The following is a 25,968-nucleotide window of genomic DNA, read 5'->3' as shown; positions in this document are numbered from 1 at the left end:
GATCGAAAGTCTCGAAACGCGTGGGCCGGCCTGGCGGTGGTCGATTCAGAAGTCGAAGCGTGCGGACGCCGAGATCGTGCGACCGTTGATCGAACGCGCGCGGACGATGCCGTTCGCGGGGATCGCGGCGTCTTCCGCCTCGGTGATGCCCTTCACGTTGAACAGATTGTTGGCGTTCACGTTGAGCGTCACGCCGTCGGTCGGGCGCACCGACAGGAAGCCGTTGACCTGCGTATAGCCGGGCATCTTCAGCTGGTTGACTGGCTGCGTGTAGCTCGACGTGGTGCCGATCACGTTGGCACCGATCGTGAAGCGGCCCAGATCGATCTGCGGCGTCGCCTGATAGACGAACTTCGCCTGCCGCTGGGGACGGTTGCCGTCGATCGTCGCATCGGTCGCGTCGCGCGTGATCTTGGCATCGGTATAGGTGCCGCCCGCCGCCAGCGAGAAGATCCCGCGCCGCACGCGGCCCTCCAGCTCGACGCCGGTCGCCTTGTAGTCGCGGCTGGTGAACTGCTGCTGCGACAGGAGGTAGTTGGTTTCCTGCGTCTTGGCGTGGAAGACGGTGGCGTAGAACGCGGCGGCACCGACGTTGATCTTCACGCCGCCTTCGGCCTGACGGACGAAATCGTATGGCTTGGCGCCGTCGACCAGATCGCCAGTGGTGGTGTTGACGAGCGGACCGAACAGCAGGCGATCGGCGTTGGCGCGACCACCGCGGCTGTACCGTGCGAACAGCGCCATCGTCTGCGACAGGCGATAATTGGCGCCGAACGAGTAGGACAGATAGCCATAGTCGTACTTGATCCGTGCGGTCGTGTTCGCCGGGATGAAGGCGACCGAGCGTTCGGGTGCGCTGATGACGCCGTTGCCGTCGAGATCGAGCGTTTCGAGCCCGCTGACCCCCGTCACTTCCGCACCCGAGATGCTGCCATGCGCGCGGCCGAAGTCATAGCGGACGCTGCCGTCGACGTTGAACTTGCCGATCTCGTAGCCGAGCTGCGCGAACGGGGCGTAGGTGTCGTACTGCATGTCGTACGACCGGCGGCAGCAATTGCCGAAGAACGTCGCCGAATAGCCGGGCGAGCCGTTCTGCGTGACCGGAACGCCGGCGGCGGTGCGGACGTCGACGAGCACCGAATCGCCATTGCCCTGCACCGACTGGAAGAACGAGTTCCACAGCCAGTCGGTCTTCACGTCCTGTCGCGAGGCATAGAAGCCGCCGGTGACGCTGACCTTGCCGCCGCCGAGTGCGAAATCGCCGTTGAGACGCAGATCGTTGGTGATGTTGTTCAGGCTTTTCAGGTCGACGTCGAACAGCACGACGCTGGCGAGCAGGCCGTTGCCGCCCAGCGTCGACGGCGTCGTGATCCGCTGGCCCGCCAGCGGGCCGCTGCCGTAGAACAGCTGCGCACCGGCGCCGGCCAGCCCATTGGCGGTCGTCTGTGCATCGCCGACGCTGGCAGGGAAGGGCGACGTGAAGTCGCCCGAGATATCCGAATACCGGAACCGATCGGTCAGGTTCCAGCCGTCGGCGATCTCAACCTGACCCTCTAACCCGACCGACTTCACGACCGGGTGCATGCCCTGGGAAAGGTCGCGACGGGTAGGCTGGTTGTCGCCATCGAGCGTCAGGACGTTCTGGATATAGCGGCTGTGGAGCGTATCCTCGTTGATCGAGAAGTTCGGCAGGTTGGTATAGGTCGGATCGCTGTTCGTGCCGGTCACGCGGACCGGGTTGGGCAGGTATGCGATACCGCGGTCGTCGAGATACTTGCCGTACAAACGGACATAGCCGCCGTTGAATTCCTTGGTGATGTTCGCCTTGATCTGCCCGCCGCGCATCGCGTCGTAGCCGACGTTGCGCGGGCCGTCGCCCAGCCGGTAGAACCCGCTGAGCTCATAGCGGGTCGATGGATCGATATGGCCGCCATAGGCGAAATCGGTGCGAAATTCGCGGTAGTCGATCCCGCTCGAGATCTGGAAGGCGCCGCCATCCTCCTCGCCGGTCTTCGAGATGAAGTTGATGATGCCGCCCGGCGAATTGGACGAGAAGGTCGATGCCGAACCGCCGCGCACCGATTCGATCCGCGAAAGCGACAGGTCGGTCCGCAGGAAGATGTCGGCGTTGCCAAATACGATATCGCCGAATTCGAGGATCGGCAGGCCGTCTTCCTGAAGCTGGAGGAACTTCGAACCGCCCGACGCGACCGGCAGGCCGCGCACCGAGATGTTCGCATTGCCTTCGCCGCCCGACGCCTCGACCCGGATGCCGGGGAGGTTGCGCAGGATTTCGGCGGTGCTGCGCGGTGCGAGCTTGGTCGTGAGGTCGCCGCTGATCGAGCTGACCGATACCGACGTGTCCAGCCGGTTCGTGCCGCGCGCGACGCCGGTCACGACGATGTCGGCGTTATTGTCCGTGGTGGCCGACTGGTCGCTGGGTTGCGCTGCAGTCTGGCTGGTCGCCTGGTCCGTGGTCAACGCCTGAACGGCCGGGGCCGTCTGTGCCGCGCCTGCCTGAGCAACCAGCATCAGCGCCGTACCCGTGAGCAAATTCGTGATCCGCATTATGCCTCTCCCTTTGGAATCGTCGCGTGCCACGCGATCTGCAAGGCCTCCATATTTCTACTGCAACCGATTGCAACACATTTTCTGCAATCGGTTGCATTTTGGCGTCGTGATGCGGTTTTTGGCAACGTCGGTTTGCTCGTACGAGTCTGGCAACAGGCACAAACGCTTACATATGATCATGAAAACAAGGGAGGTGTATCGTTCCCGGCCAGAGGGCTGTCTTCGCTCGTTCGGGAGCCTTTGCAGTTTGCTCTGGATATTTCGTATCCGACCTGTTCCAACTGGCCGATCGCAACGCTTGCTCGTCTCATCGACGCGCGAACCGTGCATCGATCTGCCCTGTTTTTGGCAAACCCGCTTTCTCTCTTTCGGCCCTCAAGGAGTTTTAATGGCGATCACATCCATCTCGCGGTTGTTGCTGAGCGTTGCCACGCTGACGCTATCGGTGCCGGCGTTCGCACAGGCTGCCCCGCCCGCGCCGGCCGGCACGCGCTACGGCAGTTTCGGGATCGATCTCACCGCCGCCGACATGTCGGTGAAGCCGGGCGACGATTTCTGGACGTATGCCAACGGAAGCTGGAACAAGCGGACCGAGATCGCCGCGGATCGCACATCGGCCGGCGGCAGCGTCATCCTGGCCGACCAGGCCGAGCAGCAGGTCCGCACGATCCTCGACGATGCGGCGCGTGATCCGGCGGCGGTTGGCCCCGGCGCCAAGCAGTTCGGCGATCTCTATGCGAGCTTCATGGACGAGGCGGCGATCGAGCGCGCCGGTGCCGCACCGCTGAAGCCTTATTTTGCAAAGATCGACGCGGCGACCGACAAGCAGAAGCTTCAGGTGCTGTTCTCGACGGTCGGCTATGCCGCGCCGGTCGAGGTCGGCCAGTTGCCCGATCCCGCAGATCCGAAGCGGTATGCGGTTGCCGCGGGGCAGGGCTCGCTCGGCATGGGCGGGCGCGACTATTATCTGGAACAGGGTCCGAAGTACGACACTTTCCGCACCGCGTACCGCGCGTATGTCGAGAAGATCCTGACTCTGTCGGGCATCGCGGATGCATCCGCGAAGGCGGACCGGATCGTCGCGCTCGAAACCGCGATGGCTAAGGTTCAATGGTCGCCGGTCCAGTCGCGCGATCTGAAGGCTATGCTCAAACCGATGGACGCCGCCGGTCGCAAGGCGCTCGCGCCGGACTTCGATTGGCCGCTGCTGATGTCGACCGCGGGCTATGGCGATTTCCCGATCGTCTACATGACCAATTCGACCGCGCTGACCGAACTCGGCAAGCTGTTCGCCGGCACGCCCGTATCGACGTGGCAGGACTGGATGAAGTTCCGCCTCGCATCGTCCAGCGCGAACGTGCTGCCCAAGGCATTCGACCAGGCGAGCTTCGAGTTCTTCGGCAAGACGCTCGCCGACCAGCCGCAGCAGCGCGCTCGGTGGAAGCGCGGCATCGCGATGGTCAACGGCACGATGGGCGAGGCCGTCGGCGAGGTCTATGTGAAGCGCCATTACCCGCCCGAGAGCGAAGCGAAGATGGGTGAACTGATCGCCAATCTGCGCGCCGCGTACAAGGAGCGGATCGGCGCGAACGGCTGGATGGATCCGGCGACCAAGACGCAGGCGCTGGCGAAACTCGCCGCATTCGATCCGCGGATCGGTCATCCGGTCAAGTATATCGACTATGCATCGTTGAAGGTCGTGCGCGGCGATCCGCTCGGCAATGCGATCCGGTCGGGCGAGTTCCAGCATCAGCTCGAACTGTCGCGGCTCGGCAAGCCGGTCGACCGTACGCTCTGGGGCATGACGCCGCAGACGGTGAACGCCTATTATGATCCGCTCAACAACCAGATCACCTTCCCGGCGGCGATCCTGCAACCGCCGTATTTCGATCCGATGGCCGATGCCGCGGTGAACTACGGCGCGATCGGCGCGATCATCGGTCACGAGATGGGCCACGGCTTCGACGATCAGGGCAGCCAGTTCAGCGCGTCCGGCAAGTTCGAGAATTGGTGGACGCCGGAGGCTCGGGCCGCGTTCACGCAGCGTACGGCGGCGCTTTCGAAGCAGTACGACGCGTATGAGCCGATCCCCGGCGTGCACGTGAAGGGTGCGCTGACGCTCGGCGAGAATATCGGCGATCTCGGCGGCGTGGAGACGGCCTATGCCGCGTACCAGAAATACCAGGCGGTGCACGGCAAGGCACCGGTGATCGACGGGCTGACCGGCGACCAGCGGTTCTTCCTGTCCTATGCACAGGCGTGGCAAGCGAAGCTGCGCGAGGGCGCGGCGCGGGCACGGTTGCTGACCGACCCGCACTCGCCGCCATTCTACCGCGTCAACGGCATCGTCCGGAACGTCGACGCCTGGTACACCGCGTTCAACGTGAAGCCCGGCGCGGCGCTGTATCTGCCGCCAGCGCAGCGCGTGCATATCTGGTGACGCGCGGCGTGGTTGGCGCCGCCTGATCGAAACCCGATGGTTCGTCCGGAGCTGCTTTTTTGAAGCGGTTCCGGACGAACGGACGGGGAGTCATGTAGCGTCCGGGCTGTTTCGACATTCGGTGGCGGAGCGGCCCGATCTGCACCGCGTCCGTATTCGCGAAATCTCGATGTGCCCCCCTGCTGTCGCGGGCATCGGGTCGGTCACCAGCAACGGCAATGGCGGCTTCGCCTCGATCAACCTGCGCAACCTCGGTCCGCAGCATGACCTCGTCCTTCTCGACGGCGATCACCTCGTCCCGGCGGCCGCCAGCGGCACCGTCGATCTGAACAGCATCGCGGTCGCGCTGCTCCAGCGCGTCGACATCCTGACCGGCGGTGCATCGACCACCTATAATGCCGATGCCGTATCGGGTATCGCTAACTTCACCGCCAGAAAGAACTTCGTGGGCATGGAGGCTTCGGCCAGCAATTAGCTAAGCGAGCAGGATCATTCGAACTACCTCCCTGCGGATCTCACGATCGGTGCCAACTTCGACTACGGTCGCGGTAACGCGGTACTGAGCGTCGGCTACCAGGAAGCTGATCCCCTGTATCAGGGTGCACGCGACGTCTTGGTGTTGGAATCGATTCGGGTACCGGCCTTGCCTCGAAGTCTTCGTTCACCACGGTGCCGACGACGATCTCGGTCTCGACCGGCGATCTTCAGGTCAATCCTGGGGGTGTCGCCGAACTTCGTTCAAGCGATACAACGTCATCGCATAGGCGAATTGCGATGTTTTCAACTACCTTGAAGTCTATACGCATGGTTCTTCTCAAAGAACACGGTGAGAACGATCATCGCACCGTCTGGTATCTTTGGTTGGGTGCTGACAATTCTGGGCAACAATCCGTATCTACCGTTGTTCGTCGAACTCGGACCGCACATCTCCGAATACACCACGACCGTGCAGGAGATTGTCGGGTCGCTTGTCGGTCAGCATCGCAGCGTCAGGATAAGGCGCCTGCGTTTCCGTCGGATATGCGGTCTACGGCGCCGCGCCAATTCCGGGCAAGGTCGCCCGTAAGCGTTCAGACGGGAGGAGCGTCGAGACCTGTTCGCAATCCTGAAAGACTTTCAGCTATCCGCTGCAGCGGAAAAAGATCATCGGCTTCGAAGTGGGGTATTCTCTGTCTTAATGGAGAAGCTCGTCGGTGTACTGCAGCACTGAGGGTTATCATCAAGGTCGGCGTAGCTTCGTATAAATGCTCGATATAATCGGGAGGGTGTTCGGGGTCCCATAATCTATTGCGCGGTGCGCTGGACTCTATGGGTATGCTGTGCAACATTTCGACCATACCGAAAGGGGAGCGAAATGCAGAGAACCATCGGGATCACAGTGGCGTTCGCCTTTGCTAGCGTTTCGGGCGCCGCGATGGCGGATCCCGGGCTGGTCGCCGTTCCACCTCGCGTTGCGACCGCACCGGACACGGTCGCCTCGGACACCGCCGCTCGCCCGGTACGCGGGGTGCCGGGAGGGGGCTATATTGCCGGCGGTATCCTGGCGGGGGTCGCCGGTGTTGCGGTGCTGCTTTTCAATCAAGACGACGACGCCGACAGCAATTGATCTCGCGTCGCCGGCGTCGTCGTTCTCGACTGTTTGAGCGCGGCCTGCCGCTCGACGCTCGTCGCATCATATCGCGTTGCCGATAATTGCGCCCCGCCGATAGTTGTGCCGGGCCGATAGTCGCGGTTTCGACTGTTGGAATGCGCGCATACCCCGCCGGTCTGCATTGTCAGCCGGGTATGCCCCAATTGGCTTCGTCATCCGCCGCCTTTGCCGTGCGCACGAGGTGCTCGACATAGTTGCGGAAGATCGGGACCGTGAAGGTGACCAGCGTCGGTTCGCCCGCGGGTTCCTTGAACGTCAGCACGACGAAGCGGCCGCCGTCCTCGTCGAGAACCAGGCCGGCTTCCATTGCGCGGGGGCCGGTCGGGGTGATGATCGTTGCTGCCATGTGTACCTCGATGTCGCTTTCCACCCTGCATAGCTCAGCGGGGCGAGCGCACCAGTGGCAACGTCGCGTTACGCGGCGCTTGCCACGGTTCGGTTCGATCCACGATCGTTCGCCGGCTGGATCGGTTGCGCAGCACCGGTAGCGAGCGTCAGAGCGCGGGCGGCCTGCAGACGGCGATAGTCGAAGTAGAGGGCGATCAGGGAAAACATGGAAACCTCGGGAGAAACATTGCTGCGTCGCAGCATCAATCCTCCACGTGGTCGTCCACCCGGCGGGGTGCAACTGCATTGTGTTCAACAGCGATTGCGCCAGACGGACGTGCCCCCGCGTTCATGCGAGCGTGGCTCGATCTGACGGCGCGGCTCAAGCCGCCTTCGTCGTGACGCGGTCCCGCCGCAGGTCTCGAATTTCCTGTGCCGTAATCGGTCGATCGCGGCCTGCGCATTTGATGACGATCGCGTCGACATCGGTGCCCTCTTGCGCGTCGAAGGCTCCGATCATCTGTTCGAGCGATCCCGACGCGAGTTGCTCGTCGCCGCACGCTGTTCCGTCGTCCGAGGTGCTCGTCCGCAACAACGCGGCGGGCATGTTCCACATGGTTTTCAACACAATCACTGTCTCCGGCCCCCCGGTAGGCGACCGTGCTGGCGTGTCCGCGATGAAGCGTCCAGACTATGCCGGGCGCGGATGCGCTCGCTGCACTGGAGCGCGCGATGAATTGCGTTCGGTCGCTTCGTTCCGGAAAGCATGCGCGTTCCCGCACTCGGCGGTGGGAGAAGAGCGATCGGTGCGGGTGCGGTGGATCGTTCGTTCTCTACTGCCAACTTTGTCCCTTCAAGCCTGCGCAGGGCGATCATGCCGTGCGACGGCGAGGGCTGCGATCGCGGCTATGGCCAGCAATGCGGCGCTACTGAGAAACTCGGGCGCTGCGCCGTTGGTGTCGTACACCGCGCCGCCGACCGTGGCGCCGAGCGTAATCGCCAACTGGACCACCGCTACCATCAGGCCACCGCCCGCTTCGGCATTGTCGGGCAGGGTTCGGGCGAGCCACGTCCACCAGCCGACCGGCGCCGCGGTTCCGGCAAAGCCCCACACCGCGAGCAGCGCTGCGGTCGCGACTGTCGATGCCCCCGCCAGCGCGAGTCCAACCGCGGCCAATGCCATCGCCGCGGGCAGCAGCCAAAGTGTGAGGAAGAGGCGCTTGACGACGAACCGACCGATCACGACCGTGCCGACGAAGCCGGATGCGCCGACGATCAGCAGCATGACCGACAGCATCGTGACGCCGACGTGCGTGACCTGTTCGAGGAACGGCCGGAGATAAGTGAACAGGGCGAACTGCCCGACGAACAGCATGGCGACGGCGAACAGCCCGAGCAGGACCGCGCGGTTCCGCAGCAAACCGAGCATCGCGCGCGCCGATTGACGCTCGGCGACGGGTAGCTTCGGCAGCACGATCGCCTGCCAGACGAGTGCGGCGACCGCGACCGGTACCACGCAGAAGAATGCGCCACGCCAGCCGATCATGGTGCCGAGGAAACTGCCGAGCGGGGCGGCGAGTGCAGTCGCGAGCGCGGTGCCACCGCTCATGATCGCCAGTGCCTTGCCCACCGCCTCCGCGGGGACAAGCCGGATCGCGATCGCCGCAGACATCGACCAGAACCCGCCGATCGCGGTGCCGAGTAACGCGCGCCCCGTCATGAACACGAGGTAGCTCGGGGCAAACGCGACCATCGCCCCCGACACGATCAGCACCGCGATCAGCGCCAGCACGACGCGGCGCCGGTCGATGCGCCCGAGCACCACGGAGAGGCCGAGACTAGTGACCACCGCGAACACGCCCGAAATGGCGATCGCCTGTCCGGCCTGGCCCGCGGTCAGGCGCAGCGTCTCCGCGATCGGACTGAGCAGGCTGACGGGCAGGAATTCGGAGGCGACCAGCACGAAACTGCACAGCGCCATCGCGTAGACGGCACCCCAATGCGCAGGGCGGGCGCCATCGGATGAGGTGACAGATGTGGTCGCCGGGGCAGCAACGAGGGTGGCCATGCGGCAGTCCTTGTTCGATCTGGAATGTAGCCGAAGGATAATCATCGGCGGCCCGCGTTTTCGCCGGGTACTGACGGCCCCGTGTCGAGGCCGATACGTCGCAAATAGGGGAGTTCGACGAGCCGGACAATTTACCGTGAAGTTGATGCGATGATGAGTCGTGCTCATCATTCAACCGGCATTGTTCGCGGTCGTCGAACCGTCCGGATGCGGTTTTGACGTCAGCTTGTCGTGTAAGGATCGACACGATTGCCTGGTCGTTCGACCTTCTTCACACCGTATTGATGCAGAGTGCGGATCGCGTCTTCATGATAGTCGCGCCCCGTCGCGTGCCGCTGTTTTCACGCATCAGCCGGCAATTGATCATGAGTTGGCATGACCGGTAGTGATCAATCGAGACAGAGCATCCGCTGGTTTCGGGGCGCGGTGTGCAACAATCAGATTCGACTTACCCCGTATTCGAGGACCATGGTCCGGCGTGAGATCATGGAGTTTGACGGAAACGGCGTCGTCGAAGCTCATGGTATAGGGAGAGGAGACGGGCGACGAAACGCGAGGTGCTGGCCGAATGGGTGGGACGCGAGATCCTGCCGCATGAACGCGACCTTCGCGTTTGGCTGCGCCGTCGACTGGTCGTTTCGGAGGACTTGGAGGACATCGTGCAGGAATGTTACTGCCGGCTCGCGCAGCTTTCCGATGTATCGCACATCACCTCGCCTCGCGCCTATGTCTTCGTGATGGCGCGCAACCTGCTCAACACGCAACGTAAACGGACGCGCGTCGTCCGGATCGAATCGATGTCGGATGCACTGGCGGAAACGCTCGAAAGCGATCTGCCGTCGCCCGAGCGCGCGGTGGCGGCCCGGCACGAACTCGCGCGCGTTCGGGCCGCGCTGGCGAAGCTGTCGGAGCGCGCGCAACGTATATTCGTGATGCGCCGGGTCGACGGCCTCAGCCAGAAGCATATCGCCCACACGCTCGGCATCTCGGAGACCATCGTCGAGAACGAGGCCAGCCGGAGCCTGCGCGCGATCCTGAAGACGCTGACAGACCCGCCCGCGGAGAATGATTTCCTCCTGCCCAACGGAGAGACGCGTGTCCGATCGCGCTGAACAGACCGCAGCGGCATGGGCGCTGCGCCATCCGCTGGACCCCGGCCGGCAGCACGAGCTCGAGGCGTGGCTGGCCAGCGACCCCCGTCATGCGGGGATGCTGTTGCGGGCAATGGCCGCGCTGAGCGCGCTCGATACTGCGCTGGCGCCTGCGCCGGACGATATCGCCGATGCGTTCGAAGCGCGGCCGGCTCGGCGTCGGATGTTGATCGGCATGGGCGGCGCGATCGCGGCGGCCGCGGTCGGACTGATCGGCTGGTCGAGCGTCACGAGCGAGCACGTCGCGACCGGACGCGGTGAGATCCGACGTCTGCCACTGGTCGATGGGTCGGTGGCGACGATCAACACCGACAGCGATCTGCGCGTCGCATTCGTGAGCGACAGCCGCCGGGTGGTGCTCGATCGCGGACAGGCCTGGTTCCAGGTCGCCAAGGATCGCAAGCGTCCCTTTATCGTCGACGCCGGCATCGCGCAGGTGCGGGCGGTCGGCACCGCCTTTTCGGTCGATCGCAGCGAAAGCGGCGTGCAGGTGACGGTAACGGAGGGCGTCGTCGCCGTCTGGCCAAGCGGGGAGAGCGGCGCGCTGACGATCCTGCAGGCGGGGCAATATGCCAGTTTCCATGCCGGCGGCGTATCGCCCGAAGTGGGGACCGCGCCGGTGCAGATCACGCGCGCGCTGGCGTGGCGGAACGGCGAAATATCGCTCGAGAACGATACGCTGGGTCATGCGGTCGAGCAGTTCAACCGGTATAATCGCCAGCAACTGGTGGTCGTCGATCCGACACTTGCCCGCGAACGGCTGATCGGGCTTTTCCAGATCGACAAGCCGGAGGATTTCGCGGCGACGCTGGCCGCCTCGCTGGGCGTCGCGGTGACCGTTTCGCCCGACGAAATACGGATCGAGCGGACCAAACTGCCGACGCACTGACGGAAACCGCCGGTGTCAGGCTCTTATGGTGGAGAGCGCCGGAAACAGGCGCCTCCATATTAGGGGGATGCCGGGATGAGAATCGTACGGTCGTGGCTGTTCGGCGCAAGCGCCGCAGCAATTTGTTGTTCTGCCACCAGCGTCGAGGCAAGCGCGCAGACGCGCCGCTTCGACGTCCCGGCGCAACCCGCAAGCTCGGGCATCCTGCTGTTCGCGCATCAGGCGGGAATCCAGATCCTCGTTTCCACGCCGGTCGCCGCCGGAGTCACGACCAATCGCGTGCAGGGCGCGATGGACGTGTCCGCCGCGTTGAAGATGCTTCTCGCCGGTACAAATCTGGTTCCGGTCAAGACCGGCGGGGCGATCACGCTCAAGCGACGCCAACCTGTCGCGTCCCGGATCGCCCTCATGCCCGTCGTGGCGCAGCAGATCGCAGCGCCCGTGAATGAGATCGCCGCACTGCCGCAGCAGGAGCCCGCGGTCGTCTCTCCCGCCACGGAGCAGGACATCGTCGTCACCGGTATCCGCGCCTCGTTGCAGGAGTCGATCAACGTCAAGCGCGCGGCGAGCAATATCGTCGACGTCATCACCGCACAGGACATCGGCAAGCTGCCCGACCAGAACGTCGCGGAATCGATGAGCCGGATCAGCGGCGTGCAGATCACGCGGCGCGAGGGCGACGGATCGACCTTCACCGTGCGCGGCATTTCGCAGAACCGGCTGGAGATCAACGGTCGTACGCTGCTGGGGCCGGGCGCGGGCGGCAACGCGTCGCTCGAATCGATCAGTCCGGAGATCATATCGAGTATCGTCGTCTCGAAATCGCCGACCGCCGACATGCCGGAAGGCGCGCTGGGCGCGACGGTCAATCTCAAGACCAAGCGCCCGCTCGATCTCGCCGATCTGGTCGTGAGCGGTCGATTGCAGGGGGCCTATACCGATCAGGCGGACCATCTGGGCTATCGCGGGTCGGCGTTGGTCTCGAAGAATTTCAGCGATACGCTGGGGGTGCTCGCGAGTGCGGCCTATTCGAACACGCACACGCGCGGCTATTCGTTCGACTCCGGCGGCTGGTCGCGAACCAACAATATCGACGGCAATGGCGACGGGGTGAACGATCCCGGCCTGTTCCGGCCGAACCGCTTCATGGCGCGGATCTTCGACCGCGCGGAGCAGCGGCTGACGCTCAACAGTTCGATCCAGTATCGTCCCGCCGACAAATGGGAGATCGTGCTCGACGGCACCTATTCACGGCTGAAGCGCGAGCGGCAGAGCGCGAACTATCAGGTGCTGCTCAACGACAACGATGTCGGCGCGGTCGCGGACAAGGATGGCACGATCGTCAGCGGGACGTTCAACAACGTCATCGTCCGGCCGCTCGTCTACGACGAGCCGACCGAATTCCGATCGACCAATCTCGGCGCGTCGTCGAAGTATGATGGCGACATCGTCAAGGTCAGCGCGGATGCGTCCTACAGCAAGGGACGCGGCACCGATGGTGGGCCGGGGGCGTCGTTCACCTATGTCGTCGTGCCGCGCGCGGGACGGGTCGCCAGCGCCGCGATCGATTTCAGCAAGGGGAATGCGGTCCCGAACCTCGCATTGACGTCGAACTTCGACGTCAACGATCCCGCGCAATATCAGCTCGCGTCGGTCTTCGACGGCGACAACGTCACCAACAACACCGGGTATGACGGACGCGTCGATTTCACGATCCTGTCCAGATGGGGGCCGTTGCAATCGATCCAGCTCGGCAGTCGCTACGAGAAGATCCAATTCTATTCGGAGACCCCGCAAAGCCTGCCTTCCGCCGCGAGCCTGGTCGGGAAACACGATCGCAATGGCGACGGGATCATCACCGTCGATGAACTCCCGGGGCTCGACTATAACGACAGGCAGGGCAGCTTCTTCCCCGGGGTGGGCGGAGATTTTCCGCGCGATATCCTGGGCGGCACGGTCGACAAGAACGTCGCACGCGACGCCTTCGGACTGCCGGTGCCGCGCGCCGATGCCATTCCGTTCGGGCGGGTATCGATCAAGGACGTCGAACAGGATACGCTCGCCTTCTACGCACGCGCCAATGTCGCCGGGACGATCGGTAGCTTGCCGCTCGCCGGCAATGCCGGCGTGCGCTACATCACGTTCGAACGGATATCGTCCGGGTACCTTTCGGACACGCAGCCGACGCTGGCGAAATCGCGGTTCGACTATTGGTTGCCGAGCGCCAACGCCTCGCTCGACCTGCGCAACAACCTGATTTTTCGGTTGGCAGCGGCCAAGGTCGTGGCGCGGCCCAATCTGAACGATGTCGGGGTCAGCTTCGTGCCCTTGCTGGTCTCGCGTACCGGATCGCGCGGCAATCCGACGTTGCGTCCGTTCGAGGCGACGCAATATGACGCGACGCTCGAATGGTATTTCGCGCCGTCCAGCGCGCTGACGGTTGCCGGCTTCTACAAGAACGTCGATTCCTTCACGATCAACGTCACGCAGAGCGAGTTCATCGGCGGACTCTCCGACCAGATCGAGCCGAGCACCGGGCAACCTTACGGACTGTTCCAGATCACCCAGCCGATCAACGGGTCCTCGGGCAAGATCAAGGGGTTCGAGGTCGCGTTTCAACAGTCGCTGCGGTTTCTGCCGGCTCCGTTCGACAATCTCGGTGTCCAGGCCAATTATACCTATGTCGACAGCAAGACGCCGCTGATCGACGAAGCGACGAAGACCGCGCTGCCACTGCCCGGGCTTTCGAAGAACAGCTACAATCTGATCGGGTTCTACGAGGACAAGACGTTCATGCTGCGGGTCGCCTATATCCGGCGCAGCAAGTATCTGATCGGCCAGGGTGGCGCGAATTCGGGGGGCAGCCCCTACGCCGCGGCACGGGGGCAGCTCGACATGTCCGGGCAGGTCAATTTGACCAAGACCGTCAGGCTGACGATCGAAGGGATCAACCTGACTCGCGAGGTCGATCGGCAATATCTGCAGACGCCACAACGCCTGTTCTACTCGGCGCGCGAGGACCGCCGTGTGTTCTTCGGCGTCGCGGCAACGTTTTGAGGATGAGCCCCATGCGTATCCGCTTCCTCGCATCGATCGCTCTCCTGCTCGGCACGGCGCTTCCGGCCCAGTCGACTCCTGTCCAGTCCGCTGGGCCCGTCGCTGCCAAACCAGTCGATATCGTCATCTACGGCTGCACCGCGGGCGGGGTGATCGCCGCGATCGAGGCACGCCGGCTGGGGCGGTCGGTCACCCTGGTCTGCCGCGACGGTCACCTCGGCGGGATGACGACCAACGGTCTGAGCTGGTCGGACACCGGCAACCACCGCGCGATCGGCGGACTGGCGCTCGAATTCTACCGTCGGGTGAAGCATCATTACGACGATCCTGCCGCATGGGTACAGGCACCGCGCCCGGCCCGCGGCGAGAACTTCGTCGATAACGAGGCGACGTGGCAGTTCGAACCTAAGGTCGCCGAACGCATCCTGGAGGACTGGGTGCGCAGCGAAGGGGTGACCGTGGTTCGCAACCAGCCGCTCGATCGGACCGGCGGCGTGGACTTGCACGACGGACGGATCGTCGCGTTTCGCACGATCGGTGGGCAGCGCTTCGCCGGGCACGTGTTCATCGACGCCAGCTACGAAGGCGACCTGATGGCCGGCGCCGGCGTCTCGTTCACGACCGGGCGGGAGGCGAATGCGACGTACGGCGAGACGCTTAACGGCGTGCAGGCGAAGAATGCGGAGAGCCATCAGTTCATGCTCGATATCGATCCCTACCGCGTGGCGGGCGATCCGAAGAGCGGGCTGCTTCCGCGGATCAGCGCCGCGAAGACCGCGCCCGACGGCAGCGCGGATACGAAGATCCAGGCGTATACCTACCGTCTCTGCCTGACCGACGTGCCCGGCAATCGCATCACTCTGCCGAAGCCGACGGGCTATGATCCGGGCCAGTATGCGCTTCTCAAACGCTACATGGATGCGGGGTATCGCGATTTTTTCGGGAAGTTCGACCGTATTCCGAACGGCAAGGCCGACGTGAACAATTTCGGTGCGTTCTCGATGGACGATATCGGCATGAATTACGGCTATCCCGAGGGCAATGACGCCGAACGCGCCGCGATCGCGCAGGAGCACGCGCGCTACCAGCAGGGCTTGCTCTGGTTCATGGCGAACGATCCGGGCGTTCCCGAAGACACGCGCACGACGATGTCCAGTTGGGGACTGTGCAGGGACGAGTTCGTCGCCAATGGCGGCTGGCCGCGCGAGATGTACGTCCGCGAAGCGCGGCGGATGGTGTCGGACTTCGTGATGGCCGAACCGCACGTGCGCGGCATCAAGTCCACGCCTCGACCGATCGGAATGGGATCGTACCAGATGGATTCGCATAACGTGCAGCGCATCGTCGATGCACGCGGCTTCGCGCGCAACGAGGGCAATATCGAGGTGCCGGTCAAGCAGGCCTACCCGATCGGCTACGACGCGATCGTGCCCAGGCGCGGGCAGGCGACGAACCTGCTCGTACCGGTTGCGCTCTCCGCCTCGCACATCGCCTATGGCACGATCCGCATGGAGCCCGTGTTCATGATCTTGGGCCAGTCCGCCGCCGCCGCCGCAGACCTTGCCATCCGAGGCAAGATCGCGGTGCAGGACGTCTCCTATCCCGCGCTGCGCGCCCGCCTGGACGGCGAGGGGCAGGTGCTGACGTTGAACGACTGACGCCAATAGCGGCACGGCTATGCGAATGCAGTTGGAACGACATTGCCGCGTAGCCGTGCCCGGATCCGTGCGAGCTTCGACGCATGCGAAGTGCGTTGATACCCGTATGGGCGTTATGCCACCCCGGCCTCGAAGTCCCGCGTGTGCGCCACAGTGTCCGCAGCCGTGATCGACGATACCGCAATCGCCTCGCCGATCAGCAGCAGCGCCGGATCGTGATCGCTGATCGTCTCGACCAGGAACGCGAGCGCAGACAGCCGGCCGCGCAGGATGCGCTCGGTGGGCAGCGAGACGTTGACCGCGACCATGACCGGCGTGTCGGGCGCGCGCCCGGCCGCGATCAGGTTGCGCGCGACTTCACCGGCGGCGGCGCGACCCATGTAGACGGCGAGCGTGGCATCGGGCGCGGCGAGCGCGGTCCAGTCGAGATCGAGCGCTTCGCCGGCGCGGGCGTGCGCGGTGACGAACGTCAGCTTCCGCGCGAGACCGCGCAGCGTCAGCGAGGCGCCACCCGAGGCTGCGGCGGCGCTGGCGGCGGTGATGCCGGGGCAGATCCGCACCGTGATGCCTTGCGCGGCGAGGTGGTCGAGCTCTTCGGTCGAGCGGCCGAAGATCGACGGATCGCCGCCCTTGAGCCGGACGACGCGCTTGCCGGCGAGCGCCGCCCTGGCGAGCAGGACGTTGATCGAGACCTGATCTTTCGAATGCCGCCCCGATCGCTTGCCGACACTTACGGTCTCGGTTGCGGCAGGAATGAGTGCAAGGATGCCTGCGCCGACCAGCGCGTCGTAGAACACGATGTCGGCGGCAACGATCAGCCGCTCGGCTTTCCGCGTGAGGAGGTCGGGATCGCCCGGCCCGGCACCGACCAGCCAGACCGAACCGGGCGGGAAATCATGCGACATTTGTTGATCCTTGCGTGACGAGGAGTTTGGCGAGGGCAGGGCGGCACGATCCGCAATTGGTGCCGGCTTTCAGCGCAGCCCCGATCGCAGGAACGTCGGCGAGCTGCTGGTCGGCGATCGCGGCGAGAATGGTCTTCAGCCCGACGTCGAAGCACGCGCAGACGATCGGCCCGCGGTCGACCTGAACGCCCGGCGCGCGGCCCGCGAGCAGGGTGGGCGCCGCTACGGTCTCGCTCAGTTGCGCGACGAGCCAGTCGCGGGGCGGAAGTGTACCGTCCCGGGTAACGAACAGGACGGCGGCGAGCCTGCCGCCCTCCAATATCGCGATTCGGCGCGAGCCGCGTGCGGCGTCGACCGCCTCGATCCGCTGGCCCTTCGGCAGCAGCGCGTCGAGTGCGGCGGCGTCGCCGTTGCCCGCCATGTCCCACGCCGTTCCACCCGGTACCGCGACGCGCGTCGCCCACAGGCAATCGGGGCGCGGCGCCAGTTCGCGGCGGACCACGACGAAGCCGCGCCATTCGGTCGCGACGGGCTCGATCCGCACCGGCGTGGATTTGAAGCCCGGCTGGCCTGAGACGGGGTCGGCGAGCGGGCGAGGGAGCAGCCCGGCGCGGCCGCCGGTCGCGGTCCGGTCGGTCCAGTGGATCGGCACGAACAGTTCGCCGATCCGCTGCGTCGCGACGACGGTTGCGCGGAAGAGGCTATCGCCCTGCGGCGTGATCACGCGCGCCAAGCCGCCATCGACGATCCCCAGCCGTATCGCGTCGTCGGGGTGAATCTCGACCAGCGGCTCCTCGCGGTGACGCGCAAGCTTGGGCGACAGGCCAGTGCGCGTCATCGTATGCCACTGGTCGCGGTAACGCCCGGTATTGAGCGTCATCGGCCATTGCGTAAGCGGGGCGGCAACCGGCTTTTGCGCCACTGGCACGAGGCGGGCACGGCCATCGGGAGTCGAAAACCGGCCGTCCGCGAAGGGCGCGCCACCCCAGCGGAACGGCGTCATCGCATCGTATTCCGCATTGCCCTTCGCGGCATGGCCGGGCAGCGCGAACAGTCGCGCACCGCCGTTCTCATACGCCGACAACCGGCAATGTTCGCGCCAGATCTCGGCCGGGCGGTCATAGGAAAACGCCGTCTTCCAGCCCATTCGCCGCCCGACTTCGGAGACGATCCACCAGTCGGGTTTCGCCTCGCCCGGCGCGGCCATGAACGCACGCTGGCGGCTGATCGTGCGGTCCGAATTGGTGACGGTGCCGTCCTTCTCGCCCCATGCCGCGGCGGGCAGGCGGACGTGCGCGTGGACCGAAGTGTCGGTCGTCTCGATCACGTCGGACACCACAACGAACGGGCATGCCGCCAGCGCCTCGCGCACGCGGCCGGCACCGGGCATCGACACCGCGGGGTTGGTCGCCATCACCCACAGCGCCTTGATCCGGCCGTTGCCGAGTTCGCGGAACAGGTCGACCGCCTTCAGCCCGGGCTTGGTCGCCATGTTCGGCGCGGCCCAGAACCGGCCGACACGCGCGACGTTCTCGGGCGCGAAATCCATGTGCGCGGCGAGGCTCGACGCGAGCCCGCCAACCTCGCGACCGCCCATCGCATTGGGCTGGCCGGTGATCGAGAACGGTGCCGCACCCGGCTTGCCGATGCGGCCGGTTGCGAGGTGGAGGTTGGTGATCGCGTTGACCTGATCGGTGCCCGACAGCGACTGGTTCACGCCCTGGCTGAACATAGTGACGGTCTTCGGCGTCGCGGCGAACAGTTCGAAGAAGCGCCGGAGGTCCTGCGGCGGAACGTCGCAGATGCGCGCCACCGACCACAGGTCGCTGCCCTCGCCGAACTGATCCCAGAACGCATCGGGCGTTGCTACATGTGCGGCGAGATAGTCGTAGTCGACTACGCCCGCGTCGCGGCACCATGCGAGCAAGCCGTTCATCAGCGCGACGTCGGTGCCGGGTCGGATCGCGAGATGCAGGTCGGACTCGTCCGCGGTTTCGGTCCGGCGCGGGTCGATCACGACGAGCTTGGCGCCGGCGTCGCAGCGCGCGCGGATGCGTTGATAGACGATCGGATGGCACCAGGCGGTGTTCGATCCGACCAGCACGATCAGGTCGGCGGCGTCGAGATCGTCGTAGCTCGCGGGGACGATATCCTCGCCGAACGCGCGCATGTGCCCGGCGACTGCGCTCGCCATGCACAGCCGCGAATTGGTGTCGATGTTGGCCGAGCCGATGAAGCCCTTCATCAGCTTGTTGGCGACGTAATAGTCCTCGGTGAGCAGTTGTCCGGAGACATAGAAGGCGACGCTGTTGGGGCCGTGCTGTGCGATCGTGTCGCGGAAGCGTTTCGCGACGAGGTCGAGCGCCTTGTCCCAGGAGGCGCGCCGCTGGCCGATTATCGGGGTGAGCAGGCGGCCTTCGAGCCCGATCGTCTCGCCGAGATGCGTGCCCTTCGAGCAGAGTTTGCCGGAATTGGCGGGGTGGTCGGGGTCGCCCTTGATCGTGACGCTGCGTTCGCCAGTCGGCGTCGCGAGAATACCGCAGCCGACACCGCAATACGCGCACGTCGTGCGAACGGGCGCCATTAGCCCTCTCCCCTTTGGGGAGAGGGTTGGGTGAGGGGCAGTTGGGAAGCGCAGCAAGCGCCCGAACCCCTCACCCCCGCCCTCTCCCCGCGGTGGAGAGGGAGCAGTGGCGCGATCACGCGGCGGCTTTCATGGTCGAGGTGCGGCATAGCAGCACCCGCCCACCCGACACCTTCACCGGAATAACCGGCGTACACCCCTTGTCCTCGCCCAGCGCCTCGCCTGTATCGAGCGCGATCCGCCAGTTGTGCAGCGGGCACGCCACCGCGCCGCCGTGCACGATGCCCTGTGACAGTCGCCCACCCTTGTGCGGACAGCGATCGGCGAGCGCGAACACCTTGCCGTCGCTGGTGCGGAAGACCGCGATGTCGTCGCCGCCGGTGACCTGCACCGTACGGCTGCCGCGGACCGGGATCTCGTCGACCCAGCCGATATCGAGCCATTCGCCGATCATGCCATTTCCCTCGATGCGTCCAGAGGCGTGAAGCGCGCCATCGGCGCATGCTGTTCGCGATGCTCGCCCGCCGCGCGTGCCGCCCACGGATCGTCCTGCGTGAACTGCTGCGAGAACAGGAACCGTGCCGCCAGCGCATCGCGGCCCTCCGGATCGTCGGCGATCCGTTCGCGAATGTATTCCACGCCGATCCGCTCGATCCACGGCGCGGTCCGCTCCAGATAGCGCGCCTCCTCGCGGTACAACTGGATGAACGCGGCGCAGTACTGCATCGCCTCTTCCTCGGTCGCGACCTTGCACAGAAAATCGGTCGCGCGGACCTTGATCCCGCCATTGCCACCGACCGAAAGCTCGTAGCCGCTGTCGACGCAGACCACGCCGAAATCCTTGATCGTTGCTTCGGCGCAGTTGCGCGGGCAGCCGCTGACCGCGATCTTGAACTTGTGCGGCATCCACGAGCCCCACGTCATCCGCTCGACCTTGACGCCGAGCCCGGTCGAATCCTGCGTCCCGAACCGGCACCAGTCCGACCCGACGCAGGTCTTCACGGTCCGCAGCGACTTGCCGTACGCATGCCCGCTGACCATCCCCGCGGCGTTCAGATCGGCCCAGACCGCGGGCAGATCCTCCTTCTTGATCCCGAAGATGTCGAGCCGCTGGCCGCCCGTCACCTTGACCATCGGCGCATCGTATTTCTCGACGACATCGGCGATCGCGCGCAGCTCGCGCGGGTTGGTGAGCCCGCCCCACATCCGCGGCACGACCGAATAGGTGCCGTCCTTCTGGATGTTGGCGTGCACGCGCTCGTTGACGTAGCGGCTCTGCTGGTCGTCCTTGTAGTCGCCCGGCAATGCGCAGAGCAGATAGTAATTGAGCGCGGGCCGGCACGACGAACACCCGTCGGGAGTCGACCAGCTCATTTTCTGCATGACTTCGGGAATCGAGCGCATGCCCTGCGCGACGATCTCGCGGCGGACGTCGTCGTGGCCGAAGCTGGTGCATTTGCACATCGTCTTGACCGAACGTTCGCCCGAATACTCGTCGCCCAAGGTGACCGCGAGCAGCGTCTCGACCAGCCCGGTGCACGATCCGCACGATGCCGACGCCTTGCAGGTCGCGCGGACCGCGTCGAGCGTCGCGTTGCCGGCGCCGATGCACGCCACGACCTTGCCCTTGGTGACGCCGTTGCAGCCGCAGATCTCCGCATCGTCGGAGAGCGCCGCAACGGCCGCCTTAGGGTCCGCAGTGCCTCCTCCCGAGGCGAAGGACTGGCCGAAGATCAGCATGTCGCGGATCGGCGCGATGTCTTCCGCCCGCTTGAGCAGATCGAAATACCAGCCGCCGTCGGTCGTGTCGCCGTACAGCACCGCGCCGACGATCCGGTCGTCCTTGACCACGACGCGCTTGTAGATGCCGCGCGACGCATCGCGCAGGACGATGTCCTCCGCGCCGGCGCCGCCCGAGAAATCGCCCGCCGAGAACACGTCGAGCCCGGCGACCTTCAACTTGGTCGAGGTCACCGATCCGCGATAGCCGCTGTGACTGTCGGTCAGCCCGTCGGCGAGCGCGCGGCACATGCCCCACAGCGGCGCGACGAGGCCGTAGACGTTGCCGTCATGCTCGACGCATTCGCCGACCGCGAGGATCGACGGGTCGCTGGTGACCATGTGGTCGTCGACCTTGATCCCGCGGCCGATCTCCAGCCCGGCGTCGCGTGCGAGGGCGACGGAGGGGCGGATGCCGACCGCCATGACGACGAGGCTGGCGGGGATCAGCGTGCCGTCTTTCAGCAGCACGGCCTCGACGTGGGTATCGCCGACGATCTCGGCGGTGTTCGCTTCGGTGAGGATGACCTGGCCGCGCGATTCCAGCGCCGACTTGAGCAGCCAGCCGGCGGCCTCGTCGAGTTGCCGCTCCATCAACGTCGGCATCAGGTGGATCACCGTGACCTTCATCCCGCGCAACGTGAGGCCGTGTGCCGCCTCCAGCCCGAGCAGCCCGCCGCCGATGACGACCGCCGCGCCGCCCTTGCCCGCAGCCTCCAGCATGTGATCGACGTCCGCCATGTCGCGGAACGAGATGACGCCCGGCAGGTCCTTGCCGGGGACGGGGATAATGAACGGATCGGAGCCGGTCGCGATCAGCAGCCGGTCGTACGACACCGTCAGCCCCGATCGTGCGGTGACGGTCTTTGCGGCGCGGTCGATCGCCTGCACCGGGTCGCTCGTCACCAGCTCTATGGTGTTTGTCGCGTACCAGGCGTGGTCGTTGATGACGATCTGCTCGAACGTCTTCTCGCCCGCCAGCACCGGCGACAGCATGATGCGGTTGTAGTTCACGTGCGGCTCGGCACCGAAGATCGTCACGCGGTACCGGGTCGGATCGCGCGCGATCAGTTCCTCGACCGCGCGGCAGCCGGCCATGCCGTTGCCGATCACGACGAGGTGCTCGCGCCGCTTGGAAAAAGGGGGTTCGGGGAAGGGGGGTTGGTGTTCCATCAGATCGTCCAGTCGGGTTGGAGCCGGGGAAGGGAGGGTCATGCGGGGAGCGCGCCGTTGACCGAGCGGTCGCTGGTGCGGCGTGCGTCGAGTGCCGCGTCGAGCAGCGCGCGCTCGTCCGATTTGTGCGTGGCGGAGAAGCGGACGGCGAGCGCGCAGACCGCGGTGCCCGCGACCACGTAGCCGAGCACGATAAGGCATTGCTGCGGGGTGGCCGACGCCTTGTTGAGGAACCCCGCCGCGACCGCGCCGATGTTGCCGCCTGCGCCGATCAGCCCGGCGACACCGCCCAGCGCCTTGCGGTCGATGAACGGCACCAGCGCATAGGTCGCGCCGCACGCCATGTGCGTGAACAGCCCGAACATCGTCATCGCCAGGATCGCGAGCGTGACGCTGCCGGCATGACCGAACAGCACCAGCCCGACGCCTTCGCCGAGCATCAGCGCGAACAACAGCAGCGCGCGGCCATCGAGGCCTTTGCTGAGCGCGATCCGGTCGCTCGCGATTCCCCCGAGCGCACGGGCAAAGAGCGCAAGCCCGCCGAAGATCCCTGCTGCCAGCCCCGCATTGGTCAGCGAAAGCCCGAACCGGTCGACGTAATAACTTGCGGCAATATTATGAATGAAGATCTCGACCCCGAAACACGCGCCGTAGGTCGCGGCGAGCATCCAGGTGCGGTAATTGGCGGCGGCGCGGCGGAAGATCGCCATCCCCGTAGCCTTGCCGCCGTCGAGTTCGATGCCCGCTGCGCGGAGGTCGACGATGTCGCCCTGCGGCGTGTCCTGCGTGTAGCGCGCATAGACCAACGCCATCGCGAGCATCGCCACCCCCGGCACGAACATCGCCGTACGCCAGCCGAACGCGTGCTCGACGCCGAGCCCGACGAGCGCCGCTACGACCAGCGGCATCAGGCTCTGCGCCGCGCCGCCGCCGGCATTGCCCCAGCCACCGACGGTCGCGTTGGCGGTGCCGACCACGTTGGGCGCGAACATCACGCTCGTATGATATTGCGTGATGACGAACGACGCGCCGATCGCGCCGATCGCGAGGCGGAAGAACAGGAACGTCTCGTACGTCTGCGCGAACGCCAGCCCGAACACCGGGATCGCACCGATCAGCAGCAGCCACGTATAGGTGCGGCGCGGGCCGAACCGGTCGCAGAGCGGCCCGACGACCAGCCGCACCAGGATCGTCACCGCGACCGCGGCGATGTTGATGTTGGCGATCTGATCCTTGCTCAAGCCGAACTCGGCCTTGATCAGCGGCATCAACGGCGCCGCGGCGAACCACGCGAAGAAGCACACGAAGAACGCCAGCCACGTGACGTGGAACGCGCGCATCTGCGGCGTGGCGGCGCTGAACAGGTCGATCCTGGTGGCCTTCGAAGCGGCGGTGTCGATACCCGGTGATGCGAACAACATGGTCGGCCCTCCATCTGCGGCGGACAAAGAAAAAGCCGCCCCGACGGCGACCTTGCGGACGCGTCGGAGCGGCTTCGTTGCCTATGGACGATCGGTGGATCGTCCTACGCGGTCAGGTCCCGTCGTTGGAACCGGTCTCGCGATGATTTCGTGTCCGACTCCCTTGCCGGACGATGCGAAGATGACCGAAGTGGCCGTATCGCGCAAGCGTCATTTCGCGGGTGCAGCAGATTCGGGTTTGGCGGGGTGATTGACCGCTAAAACACCCCTCCCTGGAAGGGAGGGGAGAAGGAGAGTTCACGGCAAGCCGGCCAGATACCCCTCGATATCATCCGGATCGAACGCGCGCCGGTCGAAGAACGCATCGCGCCCCAGGATCAACCGCCCCTGCGTCGATCCCGCGCCGATGCTGTCCGCGCCGATCGCCCCCTCCAGCTTCGAACTCGCATTCGGCAACGGCGCGCCCGAGCCCGCCAGCGCCGTGCGATACACGTCAGGACGGAACACCCCTTGCGCGACGTCCGCCTCCTCGGCCGAGAACGGCGTGCCGTCCCAGCGTACCATCTGCGAATACAGCCACGCCGCCTGGCTGCGCCACGGGAAGTTCGCCGCCTCGCGGTACTGGAACATGAAGTCGGGCACGTGGATCGGCACCGCGTCCTTCACCAGCCGCACCCGGTCGCCGATCGCCCGCGCCACCGCATCGACCGGCGCATCGAGATACTCCGGGCGAGACAGGATCGCCGCATTCTCCTCAAGCGTGTCCGGATCGACGAACTGCGCGGCCGCAGCGTGCAGTGCACGGATCAGCCGGTGGACGACGTCGCCACGCTCAGCCAGCGTCGCTGCGCGCATCGCCAGCACCTTTTCGACGCCACGCTGCCAGACCTGCGCCGTTACCAGCGCGATCCGCCCGACGCCGCGATCGACCGCAACGCCATTCCACGGCTCGCCGACGCAGATGCCATCGACTTCGCCCGCCCCAAGCGCATCGGCGGCGAAGGTCGGGCTGGTCGTGACGATCTCGACGTCGGTATCCGGGCGGATGCCGACCGCGGCGAGCCAGTAGCGCAGCATGTAGTTATGGCTCGAATAGCGATGCACTACGCCGAACCGCAGCCGCCGCCCCGCCGCAGCACGCTCGGTCGCGACCGCCTTCAGTCGCGCACCCAGCACCACCGGATCGCCGAGCGCATCGCCGTCCATCACTTGCGCGGCGAGCGGCAGCGACAACGTGATCGCGTTGCCGTTCAACCCCAGCACGAACGGCACCGCCATCGGCACCGCTGGCCGCCCACGCCCCAATGCCGTCGCGATCGCCAGCGGCGCCACCATGTGCGCAGCGTCGGTATGCCCGTACAGCAGCCGATCGCGCACCGTCGCCCAGGTCATGTCGCGGACGAGTTCGATCTCCAGTCCCTCGGCCTCGGCGAACCCGCGTTCGCGCGCGAGGATCGGCAGCGCGGCATCGACCAGTGGGAGGAAACCGATGCGGACCCGGTCGAGCGCCATCACAATTCTCCCATGAGCGCATCGCTGGTGATGATCGCGTCGGCGATCTCGGCGATCCTGCGGTTGGATCGCATCGCCTGCGCGCGAAGCAGGCCGTACGCGGTCGGCTCGTCGATACTGCGGCGTTTCATCAGGATCGCCTTGGCACGATCGACCGTATTGCGATCGGCCAAGGCACTGCGCGCCTCATGCAACTCGGCCTGCAATCGTGCGAACGCCTGGAACCGGCGGATCGCGAGGTCTATGACCGGCTTGATCCGCTGCTTGGCCAGCCCGTCGACGATATACGCCGAGACGCCCGCATCGACCGCGGCAGCGGTGGATTCCGCATCGCTCTGGTCGACGAACATCGCGATCGGCCGGGCAAGCGCGCGCGACACCGCGAAGAACTCCTCAAGCACGTCGCGGCTGGGGTTTTCGAGGTTGATCAACACCACTTCGGGCGCCGCCTTCTCGAGCGCGGCGACCATACCCAACGTGCCGTCGATCACGACGATATCGTCGAGCCCCGCCTCGCGCAGGCCGTCCGAGATGATCGCCGCCCGGGTCGTGCTCGTGTCGATGATCGCGATCCGCATCGGGCGGTCTTATGCTGCACCGATCCTGATGGCGAGGCCACATCGGTCAAGGTTGCGCAGAAGGCGAATAGAGCTGGTGCGACGCTCGCCTCGAGGCAGGCCGTGCACGGGAGCTCGGTGTCTGACTTCGCCGGTGGGTTCAACGGGTGGTCGCAACACTTCATTCTTTGAGGAGGAGGAGTGTGGGGATGAAGCAGCGTCAGC

General features: G+C 65.5%; 19 protein-coding genes. 7 read left to right on the top strand and 12 right to left on the bottom strand.

The window, feature by feature from the left end; translation table 11 throughout:
* Positions 1-45 precede the first annotated feature (45 nt).
* Positions 46-2,568, bottom strand: a complete 2,523-nt coding sequence (locus IFR23_RS02945; RefSeq protein WP_244655432.1) for a TonB-dependent receptor domain-containing protein — start codon at positions 2,566-2,568, stop codon at positions 46-48.
* A gap of 391 nt (positions 2,569-2,959) precedes the next feature.
* Between IFR23_RS02945 and IFR23_RS02940 the strand changes: the two genes are divergently transcribed.
* From IFR23_RS02940 to IFR23_RS02930, 3 genes are all read left to right on the top strand, one after another.
* Positions 2,960-5,011 (top strand): M13 family metallopeptidase, encoded by a 2,052-nt coding sequence (locus IFR23_RS02940; protein ID WP_192974668.1) that lies wholly within the window; start codon positions 2,960-2,962, stop codon positions 5,009-5,011.
* A gap of 121 nt (positions 5,012-5,132) precedes the next feature.
* Positions 5,133-5,486, top strand: a complete 354-nt coding sequence (locus IFR23_RS02935) for a TonB-dependent receptor plug domain-containing protein (protein ID WP_192974667.1) — start codon at positions 5,133-5,135, stop codon at positions 5,484-5,486.
* Positions 5,487-6,365: 879 nt separating this feature from the next.
* Complete coding sequence (locus tag IFR23_RS02930) at positions 6,366-6,617, top strand: hypothetical protein (protein WP_192974666.1); 252 nt, start codon at positions 6,366-6,368, stop codon at positions 6,615-6,617.
* Positions 6,618-6,786: 169 nt separating this feature from the next.
* On the opposite strand, the gene IFR23_RS02925 is transcribed toward IFR23_RS02930, so the two are convergent.
* From IFR23_RS02925 to IFR23_RS02910, 4 genes are all read right to left on the bottom strand, one after another.
* Positions 6,787-7,008 carry a hypothetical protein gene (locus tag IFR23_RS02925; RefSeq protein ID WP_192974665.1) on the bottom strand — a complete coding sequence of 74 codons (222 nt, stop codon included), beginning with the start codon at positions 7,006-7,008 and terminating at the stop codon, positions 6,787-6,789.
* Positions 7,009-7,076: 68 nt separating this feature from the next.
* A complete protein-coding gene (locus tag IFR23_RS02920) occupies positions 7,077-7,253 on the bottom strand; it encodes a hypothetical protein (protein WP_181321175.1) in 177 nt (58 codons plus the stop codon).
* 118 nt (positions 7,254-7,371) lie between these two features.
* On the bottom strand, positions 7,372-7,617 hold the full coding sequence (locus tag IFR23_RS02915) for a hypothetical protein (protein ID WP_192974664.1): 246 nt from the start codon (positions 7,615-7,617) through the stop codon (positions 7,372-7,374).
* Between the two features lie 225 nt (positions 7,618-7,842).
* Positions 7,843-9,057 (bottom strand): MFS transporter, encoded by a 1,215-nt coding sequence (locus tag IFR23_RS02910; RefSeq protein WP_192974663.1) that lies wholly within the window; start codon positions 9,055-9,057, stop codon positions 7,843-7,845.
* Positions 9,058-9,614: 557 nt separating this feature from the next.
* Between IFR23_RS02910 and IFR23_RS02905 the strand changes: the two genes are divergently transcribed.
* From IFR23_RS02905 to IFR23_RS02890, 4 genes are all read left to right on the top strand, one after another.
* Entirely contained in the window at positions 9,615-10,169 is a 555-nt protein-coding gene (locus tag IFR23_RS02905; protein ID WP_342344859.1) for an RNA polymerase sigma factor, read from the top strand.
* Positions 10,153-11,097, top strand: a complete 945-nt coding sequence (locus IFR23_RS02900) for a FecR domain-containing protein (RefSeq protein WP_192974662.1) — start codon at positions 10,153-10,155, stop codon at positions 11,095-11,097. Before IFR23_RS02905 ends, IFR23_RS02900 begins: the two co-directional genes overlap by 17 nt.
* 75 nt (positions 11,098-11,172) lie before the next feature.
* Positions 11,173-14,154, top strand: coding sequence for a TonB-dependent receptor (locus tag IFR23_RS02895; protein ID WP_192974661.1), 2,982 nt, complete (start codon positions 11,173-11,175; stop codon positions 14,152-14,154).
* Between the two features lie 11 nt (positions 14,155-14,165).
* Complete coding sequence (locus IFR23_RS02890) at positions 14,166-15,812, top strand: FAD-dependent oxidoreductase (protein ID WP_192974660.1); 1,647 nt, start codon at positions 14,166-14,168, stop codon at positions 15,810-15,812.
* 113 nt (positions 15,813-15,925) lie between these two features.
* On the opposite strand, the gene cobA is transcribed toward IFR23_RS02890, so the two are convergent.
* The 7 genes from cobA to IFR23_RS02855 form a co-directional block, all read right to left on the bottom strand.
* A complete protein-coding gene (gene cobA, locus IFR23_RS02885) occupies positions 15,926-16,717 on the bottom strand; it encodes a uroporphyrinogen-III C-methyltransferase (RefSeq protein WP_192974659.1) in 792 nt (263 codons plus the stop codon).
* Entirely contained in the window at positions 16,707-19,301 is a 2,595-nt protein-coding gene (locus IFR23_RS02880; RefSeq protein WP_192974658.1) for a nitrate reductase, read from the bottom strand. The genes cobA and IFR23_RS02880 overlap by 11 nt, the downstream gene beginning before the upstream one ends.
* Positions 19,302-19,416: 115 nt before the next feature.
* A complete protein-coding gene (gene nirD, locus IFR23_RS02875) occupies positions 19,417-19,755 on the bottom strand; it encodes a nitrite reductase small subunit NirD (RefSeq protein ID WP_192974657.1) in 339 nt (112 codons plus the stop codon).
* Positions 19,752-22,253 (bottom strand): nitrite reductase large subunit NirB, encoded by a 2,502-nt coding sequence (gene nirB / locus IFR23_RS02870; RefSeq protein WP_192974656.1) that lies wholly within the window; start codon positions 22,251-22,253, stop codon positions 19,752-19,754. The genes nirD and nirB overlap by 4 nt, the downstream gene beginning before the upstream one ends.
* Before the next feature lie 38 nt (positions 22,254-22,291).
* Positions 22,292-23,674 (bottom strand): MFS transporter, encoded by a 1,383-nt coding sequence (locus tag IFR23_RS02865; protein WP_192974655.1) that lies wholly within the window; start codon positions 23,672-23,674, stop codon positions 22,292-22,294.
* 297 nt (positions 23,675-23,971) lie between these two features.
* On the bottom strand, positions 23,972-25,186 hold the full coding sequence (locus IFR23_RS02860; protein WP_192974654.1) for a CmpA/NrtA family ABC transporter substrate-binding protein: 1,215 nt from the start codon (positions 25,184-25,186) through the stop codon (positions 23,972-23,974).
* Positions 25,186-25,764: an ANTAR domain-containing response regulator gene (locus tag IFR23_RS02855; RefSeq protein ID WP_192974653.1), complete on the bottom strand. Its 579-nt coding sequence runs from the start codon at positions 25,762-25,764 to the stop codon at positions 25,186-25,188. The genes IFR23_RS02860 and IFR23_RS02855 overlap by 1 nt, the downstream gene beginning before the upstream one ends.
* Between the last annotated feature and the right edge of the window lie 204 nt (positions 25,765-25,968).

The sequence above is a fragment of the Sphingomonas sp. CFBP 13603 genome, from assembly GCF_014892665.1.
Taxonomy (GTDB): domain Bacteria; phylum Pseudomonadota; class Alphaproteobacteria; order Sphingomonadales; family Sphingomonadaceae; genus Sphingomonas.
Note: the sequence above shows the minus strand (reverse complement) of the source record. Positions and strands in the feature narration are given on the sequence as shown.